The 13,640-nt window shown below is 73.6% G+C and carries 8 protein-coding genes; 3 read left to right on the top strand and 5 right to left on the bottom strand.

Annotation, left to right across the window (positions count from 1 at the left end; translation table 11 throughout):
* Positions 1-52: 52 nt before the first annotated feature.
* Complete coding sequence (locus Ade02nite_RS40965; protein ID WP_203775828.1) at positions 53-1,465, top strand: Nramp family divalent metal transporter; 1,413 nt, start codon at positions 53-55, stop codon at positions 1,463-1,465.
* Positions 1,466-1,578: 113 nt separating this feature from the next.
* Here Ade02nite_RS40965 and Ade02nite_RS40960 read toward each other — a convergent pair whose 3' ends face one another.
* Positions 1,579-2,142, bottom strand: a complete 564-nt coding sequence (locus Ade02nite_RS40960) for a hypothetical protein (RefSeq protein WP_203775825.1) — start codon at positions 2,140-2,142, stop codon at positions 1,579-1,581.
* A 104-nt stretch (positions 2,143-2,246) separates the two neighbouring features.
* Here Ade02nite_RS40960 and Ade02nite_RS40955 point away from each other — a divergent pair, with 104 nt between their 5' ends.
* On the top strand, positions 2,247-3,722 hold the full coding sequence (locus tag Ade02nite_RS40955) for a thiamine pyrophosphate-binding protein (RefSeq protein ID WP_203775823.1): 1,476 nt from the start codon (positions 2,247-2,249) through the stop codon (positions 3,720-3,722).
* Between the two features lie 51 nt (positions 3,723-3,773).
* Positions 3,774-4,313, top strand: coding sequence for a hypothetical protein (locus Ade02nite_RS40950; RefSeq protein WP_203775821.1), 540 nt, complete (start codon positions 3,774-3,776; stop codon positions 4,311-4,313).
* A 13-nt stretch (positions 4,314-4,326) separates the two neighbouring features.
* On the opposite strand, the gene Ade02nite_RS40945 is transcribed toward Ade02nite_RS40950, so the two are convergent.
* The 4 genes from Ade02nite_RS40945 to Ade02nite_RS40930 form a co-directional block, all read right to left on the bottom strand.
* Entirely contained in the window at positions 4,327-9,720 is a 5,394-nt protein-coding gene (locus Ade02nite_RS40945) for an ATP-binding protein (protein WP_239169417.1), read from the bottom strand.
* A gap of 224 nt (positions 9,721-9,944) precedes the next feature.
* Positions 9,945-10,895, bottom strand: a complete 951-nt coding sequence (locus Ade02nite_RS40940) for an Acg family FMN-binding oxidoreductase (protein WP_203775817.1) — start codon at positions 10,893-10,895, stop codon at positions 9,945-9,947.
* Positions 10,896-10,921: 26 nt separating this feature from the next.
* Positions 10,922-11,875 (bottom strand): Acg family FMN-binding oxidoreductase, encoded by a 954-nt coding sequence (locus Ade02nite_RS40935; RefSeq protein ID WP_203775815.1) that lies wholly within the window; start codon positions 11,873-11,875, stop codon positions 10,922-10,924.
* 30 nt (positions 11,876-11,905) lie between these two features.
* Complete coding sequence (locus Ade02nite_RS40930; protein ID WP_239169416.1) at positions 11,906-13,558, bottom strand: cation-translocating P-type ATPase; 1,653 nt, start codon at positions 13,556-13,558, stop codon at positions 11,906-11,908.
* Positions 13,559-13,640 lie beyond the last annotated feature (82 nt).

The following is a 13,640-nucleotide window of genomic DNA, read 5'->3' as shown; positions in this document are numbered from 1 at the left end:
AACTAACGTACCGGTTCGTACATCCACCCGCGTCGACCCCTCGGAGCTCGACATGCCTCGCTCGCGCGCCACCTCCGACCCGGCGATACAGGCCGTCTCCCGCGACCTTCCCGCACCCCTTCCGCTCCGCCGGATGATCGGCCCCGGCGTCGTCGCCGTCGGCATCGGCATGGCCGCCGGCGAGATCATCCTGTGGCCCTACCTGACCGCCATCGGCGGTCTCGGCCTGCTCTGGCTGGCCTTCTGCACGCTCGCCGTGCAGTTCGTCATCAACATGGAGATCGAGCGCTACACGCTCGCCACCGGCCAGACCGTCGTGGCCGGCTTCTCCCGCTGGTGGAAGGGGTGGGGCATCCTCATCTGCCTCGCCGGCGCCTTCCAATACGTGTGGCCGGGCTGGGCGACCAGCGGCTCCACCGTCTTCACCTACCTGGTCGGCTGGGGCGACCCGGTCTGGATCACCGTGGTCAGCCTGGTGGCCGTCGGCGTCCTGCTGACCCTCTCCAAGGTCGTCTACACCACCGTCGAGCGCGTCGAGACGCTCAAGGTGGCGCTCACCCTGTTCTTCCTCGCCGTCGTGGTCGTCTTCGTCATCTCGCTGTCCACGTGGGGCGACGCCGCCACGGCGACCGTGACCGAATTCGGCCAGATCCCGGCCGGCATCACGTTCACCCTGATCCTGAGCGCGATCGGCGCGGCGGGCGCCGGCGGTGTGCACAATCTGGTGCTTTCCAACTGGATCCGCGACAAGCGGTACGGCATGGGCGCGCACGTTCCCCGGCTCGTCTCGCCGATCACCGGCCGTGAGGAGGCCGCCGGCACGGACCGCTACCTGCTCGGGACCGACGAGGCCAACCTGGGCCGCTGGCGCGTCTGGTGGAAGCGGGCCAACGCCGAGCACCTCGTCACGTTCGTCGCCGTCTGCTTCGTCACGATCAGCATCATGAGCCTGCTCGCCTACGAGACGCTCTTCGGCCGCGACGACCTCAAGAACGACGCGTCGTTCCTGCGCATCGAGGCCGACATCCTCTCAGATCAGGTGGGCGCCTGGCTGAAACTGCTGTTCCTGGCCGTCGCCGCCGTCTCGCTGTGGGCCGCCGCCATGGGCCTGCTCGACATCATCGGCCGCGTCGCGTCGGACTTCCTGCGCCGCAACTACCTGATGGACTCCACCCGCTGGACCGAGCCGCGGATCTATCTCACCGTCGTCTGGGCCGAGATCGTGCTCGGCTCGATCATCCTGCTGGCCGGCTTCACCCAGCCGCTGGGGCTCCTCATCGTGTCGACCTGCGCGGCCTCGGTCGTCACCCTGCTCTACTCGATCCTGCTCGTCCGCCTCAACGTGCGCGACCTGCCGGCCGCGGTGCGCGTGCGCGGCTGGCGGCTCGGCGGCATGCTCGTGGCGATCGGCTTCTACGGCTTCTTCGCGGTCGCCATGGTGGTCACCCAACTGCAGCGTCTCTAGGCCGTTTCTGGTCATAGGACGTACGTCTTTTCGCACGGCACCCGCCGCAGCGGGCCGCGCCGTCGTGGTCCCTCACCCCACCGGGCTTCCGGCGGGGTGGGTGGTCCGGCGTGTCAGGCGCGCGTGGTGATGGAGTAGAGGTTGCCGTAGAAGCGCATCGCCTCGACGTCGCGGAGCGCCCGCAGGTTGCCCGCGGCGAACTCGCCCCCGAGCGCGAACGGGACCACGGGCACCAGCCGCTCGCCGGGCTTGAGCGGGCCGTGCGTGGCCTGCCACTCGCGGACGATCGGGTGGCCGGTCATCACCTCGGGGTCCTCGATGATCTCGGCGGCCCAGCCCTCGAGCGAGCCGGCCAGGTGCTCCACCTCGCCGGTCTCCGGGTCGAACGAGACGACCTCGTCGCCGCGCAGGCCGAACTGGCCGCCGAAGACGTCCTCGGCGAAGAAGGTCACGCCGTCGAGCGCGTCGCCGTAGACGGCGCCCCAGAGCTCGGGCGCGTTCCAGGCGGCCACGTCCAGCACGGGGGCGTCGCCCTGCGGGCGTACCAGCAGGGCCGAGTCGAAGACGTAGAAGCCGTTGCGCCGTCCGAGCAGCGGCTCCAGCACCCCGGCGTCCCGCGACGGCGGCGCGAGGCCCGGTGATCCCGCGGTGATCAGTCGTTCGAGAGCGTCGCCCATCCCACTCACCATCAGCCCGTGCCGCTCGTCCCCGCGCGGACGATACATGATCGCCGCACGCGCAGACCTGGACGGTGGGCTCGGGTAACTGATAAGGCAGAGCGATGGCCGGTCCCACCCACGCGCGCGCCTTAGCCGAGGCGGTGCTCCACAGTGGGCGCAGCCATGTCTTCGCGCTGACGGGCGACGACAACGCCGCCCTGGTGCACGCCTTTCGCGAGCGTGGCGTCGAGGTCGTGCAGGCGCGCCACGAGAGCGCGGCGATGGCGATGGCCGAGGGCTACGCGTCGGAGACCGGCCGGCCCAGCGTCTGCTCGGTGCCGCACGGCCTCGGCCTCAGCGAGATGGCGGCGTCGTTGCGGGTGGCCTCGCGCAACAGGTCCGCGGTCGTGCTGATCGCGGCGGCCACGGATCAGGGCGTCGCCGCGTACCGCAGGATGTGGCCGGGCGAGGAGCCGGCTGCCGCGCTCGCCGACGCGCTGAGCCTCGCCGCGGACCGGCTGCGGCCGGTGGTGCTCGGCGTCGACGCGGAGCTGCTGACCTCGCCGGTGCGGGTGGGCACGGTGCGGCTGCCCGCGCCCCGGCCGCGCACCGGGGTGGAGGTGGGCGACGACGAGGCGGCCGCCCGCCGCCTGACCGCCGTGCTGTCCCGGGGCAGGCGCCCGGTCCTCGTCGCCGGCCGGGGCGTGCTCGCCGCGGGCTGCGCCGATCTGGTCCGGGAGCTGGCCGAGCACACCGGGGCGGCGCTCGCGACGACCCTTCCGGCCAAGGGCCTGTTCGACGGCCACACGCTCGATCTGGGCCTCGCCGGCGGCCTGGCCCACCCGGCGGCCGACCGGGTGCTGCGCGCGGCCGACGTGGTGCTGGGATTCGGCGCGACCCTCGGCCGGCTGGGCCGGCAGTGCGCCGCCGCGCGCGTCGTGCGCGTGGTCGACCAGGACAGCGCCGGCGGCGAGACGGCCGGCGGGGAGTTCGAGACGCTGATCGGCAACGCGGCGGAGGTCCTCACCCGGCTGCGGGGCACCGCCACCCGCCGGCCGCCCTGGTTCGAGCCGGTGGGGCCGGCGAGCGACTGCTGGCGAGCGGACCTGCGCGACTTCGCCCCGCCGATCGCCGCCGGCACGGTCGACCCGAGGCTGGCCCTCGCCGGCATCGGGCCGCTGATCCCGCCGGACGCCGTGGTCGTGGTCGGCGGCGGCCGCGGCGCGGACTTCGCGTGTGCCCTCGTCGCCCGCCCCCGCGACGGCCGTTTCCTCGCCGCCGGGCGGCTCGGCCTGCCCACGGCGGTCGGGACGGCGCTCGCGTCGCCCCGGCGCAAGGTGGTGGTCTTCGAGGGTGACGGCGACTTCGCGAGCCATGCCCACGAACTCGGCACGGCCCGCCGCGCCGGCGCCGACCTGACCGTCTTCGTGCTGAACGACGGCGCGTCCACCGTGGCGGGCGCCGGCGCTCGCATCGTCGACGGCGAGTCCGCCGGGCCGGTCGCGCGGGAGGCGCTGCGGCCCGGCATCGCGGTCGTCGAGGTGCGCACCGACCCCTCGGTGGTGCACCGGCGGCTGCGGCTGAAGCCTCATAGCTGAGGCCGATACAGTCATGCCGCTCATCCCATGGTGAAACAGGAGGAAAGACGGATGTCCAGCGGTGACCCCTCGCACCCGGCCTCGCGCGGCAAGGTGACCCTCTATGCGACCGCGGGCGTTCTCGTCGTGGCCGGCCTCGCGCTGCTGATCGGCGGCCTCGTCGTGACGCGCCGGGACGCCGCGCACGCCGACCGCCTCCAGCGCGAGGGCACGGCGACCAACGCCGTCCTGCTCGACTACCAGGACGCCTCGCTCGTCGGCTCGGCCCAGGCGCTGCTGCGCTACTGGATCGGCGACCAGCAGCACGAGTCGCGCATCGCCTGCTCCGACGCGAAGGACTGCGACCCGGCCACCCACCCGGCGCTGCAGATCAAGTACGACCCGGCGCACCCGGAGCAGTTCGTCACCGACGACGGCATCACCGACCGGTCGGCCAACTTCTTCAACTCCACGCGGGTCGTCGTCGCCGGCGCCGTCCTGATCCTGCTCGGCCTCGTCGTCGCTTACTTCCCTTGGCGTACGCAGCGACGGGTGTCCCGTGCGGCGGCCGGACGTGTCTGGCCGCCGCGCCGGGAAACCGAAGACGCCTGAGCGGGCGCGCCGCTCAGCGCTTGAGGCCGTGCTCGATGGCCTCGATGATGCGCGGCCGCAGCTCGGCGGTGCTGATGATGGCGTCCACCGAGCCCACCTCCACCGCGCGCTCGATGCTGTGCACGCGGTCGAACTCGGCCGCCACCTCGCCCACCTTCTCGGCGCGGACCGCGGCCTGAAGCTCCGCCAGCTGGGAGTTGAGGGCCGCGCGTTCCGCGCCGCTCGCGCCGGACACCCGCGCCTGGAGGTCGACCACGCGCGGGTCGGTCGCGGTCCGGTTGTTGACCTCGCCGGAGAAGACGACAGCGGCCGCCGGGGCGCCGCCGAGCACCGAGGCGAACGAGCCCTCCAGCGCCAGCACCGTCATGTTCGGGTTGAGCGCCTTGGAGAAGACCACGAACGCGCCGCCGTGGTAGCGGGAGATCACGCAGAAGACGATCGGGCCGTCGAAGTTGACGATCGCCCGGCCGATCTCCGCCCCGTACTCGAGCTGGAGCTTGCGCATCGACTCGGGGGAGCCGTCGAAACCGGAGAGGTTGGCCAGGACCACCAGCGGGCGGTTGCCGGAGGCGGCGTTGATCGCGCGGGCGGTCTTCTTCGACGAGCGCGGGAAGAGCGTGCCCGCCGTGTACGTGTCCGGGCCGTCGGTGGGCGGGAAGCCCCGGCGCGGTACCGAGCGCGACTCGATGCCGATGAGGCAGACCGGCCACCCGCCGATGTGGACGTCCTGCACCACTGACGTGTCCGCGTCGGCCATGCCGGCCCACCGCTCCAGCACCGGGTGGTCCTGGTCGGAGAGGGCGCGCATCACCGTACGGATGTCGAAGGGCTTCTTGCGGTCGGGGTTGTGCTCGGCCGAGAAGATCTGGCCGACGGTGGTGAAATCGCTGCCCGCGAACGTGTGCGGGAACGAGGACACGTCCCGGCCCGCCGGGTCGGAGGTGACGGCGCGGCGCGGACCGGTCTCGCCCGGCAGCACGTACGTGTGGTCGTAGTGCGCCATGAGCACGTCGCGCGCCCCCGCGAGGTCGGGCGCCCAGTACTGCGCCTGGCCGTTGGGGCCCATCACCCGGTCGTAGCCGCCGATGCCGAAGTTGTCCTCGGCCGACACGCCGCCGGAGAAGTCGAGCGACTGCTTGCCGGTGAGCACCATCGCCGAGTCCGGCGTCATCACCAGGATGCCCTTGGTGTGCATGAGCATCGTCGCCTCGGCGTTCCAGTACGGCTGCGCGCCGACCGTGATGCCCGCGATCACGATGTTGATCTCGCCGCCGGCCTGGGTGAACTCCACGATCCGCTTGAGCGCGGCCGCGACCCAGTCCATGTTCTCGGTGCCGGAGCTCATCGAGATCTTGGCACCCGCGGAGAGCGCGAACCACTCCAGCGGCACCCGCATCCGCTCGGCCAGGTCGAGCGCGGCGATCACCCGGGCCGACTCGGGCTCGGCGAGCGAGCCGAGCGACTTGGTCGGGTCGCCGAGCAGCAGGACCCGCTTGACGCCCTCGGGGTAGCGCTCGGTCGGCGTGGTGACCACGCCGGCCACCAGGCCCGCGGTGTTGCGCCCCTTCGGCCGGTCGACGGGCCGGAGCTCGCCGTCGACGAGGTCGTACTCGACGAAGTCGCCGAGCATGCCGGTCAGCTCGTACGGGTAGACGTTGCCGCGGCGCGCCGCGCGCAGCACCTTTTGGCGGTAGTCGTCGAGCGGCTGCACGATGTCGGCGGTGGGCTCGCCGACGTGCAGCTTGGCCCCGCCGGCCTCCAGGGTGATGCGCACGGAGACCTCGGTGAGCTCGCCGCTCGACGTGCGCTGCCGGGCCAGGAACTCGACCTCCTCGAGGCCGGCCCCGACCGTGGTCGGCAGGATGCGCTGGACGAGAGCGTTGAGCTCGTCGGCCGAGATCTCGGTGGTCGGCCAGATGTAGAAGAAGATCCGGTTGGTGTCGAACCTCTTGTTCTGCGGGCGCTGCGCCTGGATGTTGCGGATCGCGTCGAGGCCCGCGGTGATCGCGTCCTCGACGGCGGGCAGCGCGACCAGGCGGCCGTCCGCCTCGCGCAGCGGGGTCAGGTCGCGGACCTGGCCCATCGCGATGAGCCGCTCGTCGGCCGGGTTGCTGCGCGCGACCGCCTTGAACAGGTAGATCTCCTCGTCGGCCGAGGGCAGCCGGGTCAGGTGGAACTCGCGCAGGCGCTGCAACTGGAGGCGCTGGGCGATCTGCGGGTGCAGGCCACGGATCAGGCGGTCCTCGACCAGCGTGCCGGTCTCGTCGGGGCGGAACGTGAAGTGGTGGTGCATCACGCCGCTGCTGCCGGCCACGGTGATCGTGACCCGCCGCGCCGCGCCGATGTCTCCGGCCGAGAGGAGCTCTTCCAGCCGCTGGGCGATGGCGTCGCCCTCGGGCTGCTCGTCCCACTTGACGTAGATGTCGGCGACCTGCGGCTCTTGGGTGGCGATCGCGGCGACGGCGCCGGGCAGCGCGGTGATGTCGACGGCGGCGGCGACCACGCGGGTCAGGCCGCGCGGGCCGGTGTGCTCGGCGGTGACGAACCGGACGCCGTCGACCTCCTGAGCGGTGAAAGCGGACAGCGCCCGGTTGCCGTAGTAGCGGCGGGTCAGCACCTCCAACAGCGGGGCGTGGTCGCGGCCGGGCCGGCCGATGCGCTGGCCGATGAGCCGGACCAGGGGCTCGGAGCTGGCCACCATCGACTGGATCCGCTCGGCGCGGTCGGGCGCGCCGGGGTTGGCGTCGAGGTGGCGCAGGTCGTCGCGGACCTGCGCGTAGACCCGGGCCCGGTTGCGGCGCAGCAGCGGCTGGGCGAACCAGCGGAACACCACACCGCGGGCCAGGTCGGACACGGCGGGGAAGCGCACCTGGGTGGCCGAGACGACGTGCTCGAGGGCCAGGCCGGCCTGCTCGGCGAGCGGCTCGGCGGGCCGGCCGCCGCTCAGCCACTGGCGCAGCAGCTCGGAGACCACGGCCGCCTCGGCGGACATGCGCTGCTGGGCCAGGAAGACGCGGAAGACCGCCGCCTCCAGCTCCGGCGTCCGATCGAGGCCGTTGACGCCGTAGTGGGCGAGAACCGCCTCGAGCTTGGCCTTGAAGCCGTCGGTGAGCCCGGCACGCTCGGCGTCGAGGCTCTGCAGGTAGCTGTGGAAGTACTCGCGCGGGCTGTGCACCGGGTTGCCCGGCTCGACGTCGGCGTCGCCCTTGTTGCGGCTGAGCTCCAGCAGGTCGGCGAAGACGGTGAGCAGGTCGACCTCGCCGGGCAGCGGCCGGTCGCCCAGCTCGGCGCGGGCGGCGAGATAGCCGCCGAGGACCCGCTTGCGGCTCTGCGGGTCGACGTCGAAGCCGAGCAGCATGCTGCGCAGGTCCTGGAGGTGCTCCAGCGCCCGATCGGCGGCGGGCACGTCCCGGCGCTCGCCCGGCAGATCGATCTTGACGTCCGCGCCGCCGGACGGCCCGGCCTCGGCGCCGTCGCCGATCGGCTCCAGGCGCATGAGCGGCGCGCCGGTCTCGACCTGGCTGCCGACCGACACGGGACACTCGCGTACCCGGGCGGGGAACGGCGCGCGCAGCACCGTCTCCATCTTCATGCTCTCGAGTACGAGGATGGGCGCGCCCGCCTCGACCTCGTCGCCGACGGCGAGCGGGGTGGCGACGACCAGCGCGGGGGCGGGGGAGCGGACCACGCCGCCCTCGTCGCGGCTGACGCGGTGGGTGACGCCGTCGACCTCGACCAGGTGGATCGGGCCGTGCGTGGCGGTGACCAGGCGGAAGCGGTGGCCGTTGACCAGCGCCTGGCCGCTGTGCTCGTCGAAGCGCTCGAGCACGACGTCGGCGGAGTGCACGTCGCCGCCGGCGGAGACCCCGACGCGGAAGCGGCGCTGGCCGACCCGGGCCACATGCACGCGGTACGACGTGCCGCGCAGCTTGAGGTCGAGCGGGCGGCTGGTGTCGTGCTGCACCTGGGGCCGGCCGCCGTGCGCGGTGGCGAGCAGCCGCTGCCGGCTGACCTCCTCCTCGTCCTCGTACGCCTCGATCGCGGCCGCGGCGAGCGCGATCGCGGAGTGGCGGTGGCTGACCAGGCGGCCCTGGGCGCGGACGCGGTCGATCCAGCCGGTGTCGGCGGACGCGTCGATCACCTCGGGCTGGTCGAGAAGGTCGAGCACGAAGCTCTTGTTGGTGGCGCCGCCCTCGATGATGACGGTGGTCTCGGCCATGGCGCGGCGCAGGCGGCCGAGCGCCTGGTCGCGGTCCTTCCCGTACGCGATGATCTTGGCAATCATCGAGTCGAAGTCGGCGGGGATGGTGTCGCCCTCGCTGACGCCGGTGTCGACCCGGATGCCGGGGCCGGCGGGCAGCACGAGCCGGGCGATGCGGCCGGGCGCCGGGGCGAAGTCGCGGTCCGGGTCCTCGGCGTTGAGCCGCGCCTCGATGGCGTGGCCGGCCTCGGCGGGCTGCGGGCCCTCGAGCCGGCCGCCGCCCGCGACGTGCAGCTGCAGCCGCACCAGGTCGGTGCCGGTGGTGATCTCGGTGATCGGGTGCTCGACCTGGAGGCGGGTGTTGACCTCGAGGAAGGCGAACAGCTTCTCGCCGGGGTGGTAGAGGAACTCGACGGTGCAGGCGCCGCGGTAGCCGACGGCCACGGCCAGGCGCTCGGCGGATGCCTTGAGCTCGGCGGTCTGCTCGGGGCCGAGAACCGGGCTCGCCGACTCCTCGATGATCTTCTGGTTGCGACGCTGGACCGAGCAGTCGCGCACGCCCAGCGCCCACGCGGTGCCCTGCCCGTCGGCGATGACCTGCACCTCGACGTGGCGGGCGCCGGTGACCAGGCGCTCCAGGAAGACCACGCCGGAGCCGAACGCGCGCAGCGCCTCCTGGCTGGTCCGCTCGTACGCGTCGGCCAGGTCGGCGCCGGAGGCGACCATGCGGATGCCCCGCCCGCCGCCGCCCGCGGTGGCCTTGAGCATGAGCGGGTAGCCGATCTCGTCGCCGGCGCGCAGCGCCTCGTCGAGCGTGGCCACCTCGCCGCGGCTCCACGGGGCGACCGGGACGCCGACCTCCTCGGCGATCAGCTTCGCGCCGATCTTGTCGCCGAGCTTGCGCATGGCCTCGGCGCTCGGGCCGACGAAGGTGACCCCGATCTTGTCGCACAGCTCGGCGAACGCCGGGTCCTCGGCGACGAAGCCCCAGCCCACCCAGGCGGCGTCGGCCTTGGTGGCGAGCAGGGCGCGCTCGAGGACGGCGAGGTCCAGATAGGGCCGCGCGGAGGCGGGGCCCAGGTTGTACGCGACGTCGGCCTCACGCACGAAGGTCGCGGTGCGGTCGGCGTCGGTGTAGAGCGCGACCGTCTCGATGCGGGTGCCGGTCTCGGCGGACAGATCCCGGACTGCGTGGATGAGGCGCATGGCGGCCTCTCCGCGGTTGACGATTGCGACACGATTGAACACCGGCTGAGCCTCCCAGGAACCACCTACGCGCAGAAGGCGACGTCCGGGTCCCGGAGCGTCGCCTGCACCTGTCTCTACCCTGTCCGATTACTCGCGGGTAACCTATGCCCGCATCGTGCATGGCAGACGAGATGCTTTGTGAGGATCCCACAAAAGAAGCCGTAGACGGCGGCGGGTTGGTCCTAGATCACCTCTGCTATGTCTCTGCGGGGGGTCGGGTGGCCCGGCGTGCCGTAGCCGAAGCGGATGACGATCTGCGGCCAGCCGTAGCGGCCCAGCGAGCGGCGCAGCTGCTCGCGCGCGGCGGGCACCTCGATCGGCTGGCTGATCATGGAGGTGTCCAGGCCGGCGGCGGTCGCGGTGAGCAGGACGCGCTGCAGCGCCTGCCCGGCGAGGACCTGGTCGGCCGGGCGGTCGCCGGCCACGCCGAGGATGCCGACCAGCGGCTCCGGCTCGTAGTCGCGGCCCGCGCCGCGCCGCCGGTCGTTGAAGAACCGTTGCGGCAGCAGGTCCTGCGGCTCGGCGAGCGGCGCGCCGGCGGTGACCGGGATGCCGTCCGGTGCCGACGCGACATGCGTCCAGGTGGCCTGTTCGGCCTGGTAGGCGGCGTCGCGGCGGAGGACCCGGTCGGCCGAGCGGGCGATCTCGGCGAAGGCGGTGAGGGCGGTCATGCCGACGAGCAGGTCGAGCCAGCCGGACTCGTCGCGGGCGGCGGCGATCAGCCGGGCCCGCACGTCGGGCGGCACGGGATCGGGCCAGAACGGTCCCCGGTTGCTGTAGCGGCGGGGGACCGCGGCGTGCAGCTCCTCCTCGGCGTAGGTCGGCGGCCGCGCCGGGCCGGGCGTGAGCCGGGCGATCAGGCCGGCGTCATGGGGATCCGGGCGCAGGCTCACCTCGGCGGGGCGGCCGGCGACCGCGAGCGCGAGGCGGGCGTTGAAGGTGGCGGCGCCGCAGGCCAGGCGGACCGCCCAGCCGTCGCGGTCGAGGTGATAGAGGCGGCGCGAGGGATCGGAGCGCACCTCGATGGCGCCGTCGTCGAGGCGGAACAGCCACGGCTGGCTGTTGCCGATGGAAGGCGCCCGCACACCTGCCTCCGCGGCCCGGCGCAGATCCGCCTCGTCGTAGGTGCTCACCGCTGGTCTCCTCTTCGGCTGGTCGGCTATTCGACGATGGTGATGACGTCGCGAAGGTCGCGGCGCGGGCGCGGGGGCAGCGGCTCGCTCTCGGCCGGGTAGCCGAGCCGGACCACCAGGTAGGGCTCGCCGACGCCGGCCAGCAGCTCGGCGACGAGCCGGCGGGGCCACTCGACCTCGATCGCGTCGCTGATCGGCGCGGTGGCGAGGCCGTCGGCGGTGGCGAGCAGCAGCAGGGCGGAGAGCGCCTCGCCGCCGCGCAGCAGGTCGACCGGCCGGATGTCCTCGCCGAAGAGCACGACGTAGGCCGCGCCCTGGTCGTGCGCCGCGCCGGAGCGCAGCCCCGGGGCGCCGCCGGGGGCGAAGTCACGCACCGGCACCCGGCGCAGAGCCGGCTCGACCGCGGTCTCGGCCGGCACGCCGTCGCCGGCGAACTCGGGGCGGGTCGTCCACTTGTCGAGCTCGGCCCGGTAGGCCGGGTCGCCGAGCTCGGCGTCGCCGGCCAGCTCGGCCGAGATGGCCAGCTGGGCGATCTGGTCGGGGCGCACCAGGTGCAGGTAGGCGCCCTCGGCCTCGACGAACCGGCGCAGCTTGGTCAGCTCGGCCTCGGTGATCGTCCGCTCGCCGAACGAGCGGCGGTCGGTGCGCCGGCGGGGGATCGCGGCGGCCATGCGCTGCGCCTCGGGGTCGGCGGGAACCGCGGCGCCCAGCCGGAGGCGGGCCAGGACGTCACCGCCGGGGAAGCGCTCGACGGTGGCCGACCAGCCGGCGGCGGCGAGCGTGACCCGGGCGTGGTGCAGCGCGGCGCCGCAGCTGAGCAGCAGGAGCCGTCCGTCGCGGTCGACCGTGGCGAGCTTGCGGTCCTGGTCGGCGAGCAGCTCCAGGGTGTCGCCGGTGAGGCGCCACGACCAGGGCTGGGTGTTGAAGACGGACGGGGCGTGCTGTGCGGCCTGGGCGGCCTTCTCGAGCGGCGTTGTCATGACAATCACTCTCCTCGCCGGGGGGTGTGCTCACCGGAGGCGTTGCGCCCGTCCGCGCGGGACCAAAGTCCCGGTCCACCAGGTGGTCAGCCGCAGCAGGAGCGCGGGGATGGTCGCGAAGAGCGCGCAGGCCAGCAGCTCGCGGACGGTGAGCGCCTCGGTGCCCAGCAGCGCGCGCAGCGGCGGAAGCAGCACGCCGGCGACCTGGAGGGCCGCGCAGAGCGCCACGGAGAGCAGCAGCCAGCGGTTGCCGGCCACCCCGGGCGCCGGCCGGGCGCGGACGGCGAGGGCGACGCCGAGCTGCGCGAGCCCGAGCACCACGAACATCACCGACTGCCACGGCCGGTCGAACAGCTGGGCCAGCACCCCGGCCGCGAGCGTCACCGAGCCCAGGCAGAGCCCGCCGAGCAGCACGCTGGTCAGCAGCCCCGCGCCGAGCACGGACTCCTGCGGCGACCGGGGCCGGCGCTCGGTCACCCCGGCGTCGGCCGGCTCGGCGCCGAGCGCCACCCCCGGGATGCCGTGGGTGAGCAGATTGATCCAGAGCAGCTGACCGGGCAGCAGCGCCAGCGGCATGCCCAGCAGCGGCCCGGCGAGCATGACCAGCAGCTCGGCGATGCCGCCGGACAGCGCGTAGCGCAGGAACCGCCGGATGTTGTCGTAGATGCGCCGGCCCTCGCCGATCGCCGCGGCCACCGTGCCCAGGTTGTCGTCGACCAGCACCAGCTCGGCGGCCTGCCGCGCCACCTCGGTGCCCCCGCCCATCGCCACCCCGATGTCGGCGCGGCGCAGCGCCGGCGCGTCGTTGACCCCGTCGCCGGTCATCGCCACCACCTCGCCCCGCCGTTGCAGGGCGGCGACGATGTCGAGCTTCTCCTCGGGCTGCACCCGCGCGTAGACCCGCACCCGATCCACGTCGTCAGTAGGGCCGGTGGCGACCCGATCACCCTCGTCGAGAATGCCGAGCCGGCTCCCGATGGCGGCGGCGGTCGCGGGGTGATCCCCGGTGATGAGCAGCAGCCGTACGCCGGAGCGCGCGAACGCCGCCGCGGTGTCCCGGGCCCCGGCGCGCAGCGGGTCGCCGATGCCGACGAGCCCCACCACCCGCAGCGGCGGCGGGTCGGCCGGATCGGGCAGGTCGGCGGTGACCGCCGTGGCGACCGCCAGCACCCGGAGCCCTTGGGCGGCCAGCTCGCCCGCCGCCCGCGTCAGACCGGCCACGTCACCTCCGCCAGGGCTGCCCGCCTCGCCCGGGTGGGCCGTCTCGCGGCCGCTGGGGTTGGCTGTCGCGCCGCTGGGGTTGGCTGTCGCGCCGCTGGGGTTGGCTGTCGTGCCGCTGGGGTTGGCTGTCGCGCCGCCCGGGTCGGCCGTCTCGCGTCTGCCCGGGCCGGCGACCGCTGTCAGCACGCCTTCCGGAGCGCCCTTGCAGACCGTCAGGTAGCCGCCGCCCGGTCGGCGGTGGATCGTGACCATGCGGCGTTTGGCCTGTTCGAAGGGCTGCTCGGCCACGCGCGGATGCCGGGCCCGTTCCGTCTCGGCGGAAAGCCCGCATCGCTCCGCGAAGGCGATCAGCGCGGCCTCCATGGGGTCGCCGGCGGCAGCCCATTCCGGACGGTCGGCGGTGGGGGCGATGAGTTCGGCGTCGTTGCAGAGCAGCCCCGCCAGCGCCAATTCCGTGAGCATGTCCGAAATATCGGGACTTATGGAGGAGGTTGGGGGCGGTGAGGCGGCGCTCGTGCTCGGGTCGGCTGAAGGCGGCTTCGTC

Origin of the sequence: Paractinoplanes deccanensis, from assembly GCF_016862115.1 — a bacterium.
Taxonomy (GTDB): Bacteria; Actinomycetota; Actinomycetes; order Mycobacteriales; family Micromonosporaceae; genus Actinoplanes; species Actinoplanes deccanensis.
This window is presented reverse-complemented; position numbering and strand designations above follow the sequence as displayed.

Bases quoted from the DNA above. Each gene is read 5' to 3' on its own strand.
- Ade02nite_RS40930 (WP_239169416.1), bottom strand. From the start codon at position 13,558: ATGCTCACGGAATTGGCGCTGGCGGGGCTGCTCTGCAACGACGCCGAA.
- Ade02nite_RS40955 (WP_203775823.1), top strand. From the start codon at position 2,247: ATGGCCGGTCCCACCCACGCGCGCGCCTTAGCCGAGGCGGTGCTCCAC.
- Ade02nite_RS40965 (WP_203775828.1), top strand. From the start codon at position 53: ATGCCTCGCTCGCGCGCCACCTCCGACCCGGCGATACAGGCCGTCTCC.
- Ade02nite_RS40950 (WP_203775821.1), top strand. From the start codon at position 3,774: ATGTCCAGCGGTGACCCCTCGCACCCGGCCTCGCGCGGCAAGGTGACC.
- Ade02nite_RS40945 (WP_239169417.1), bottom strand. From the start codon at position 9,720: ATGCGCCTCATCCACGCAGTCCGGGATCTGTCCGCCGAGACCGGCACC.
- Ade02nite_RS40935 (WP_203775815.1), bottom strand. From the start codon at position 11,875: ATGACAACGCCGCTCGAGAAGGCCGCCCAGGCCGCACAGCACGCCCCG.
- Ade02nite_RS40960 (WP_203775825.1), bottom strand. From the start codon at position 2,142: ATGGGCGACGCTCTCGAACGACTGATCACCGCGGGATCACCGGGCCTC.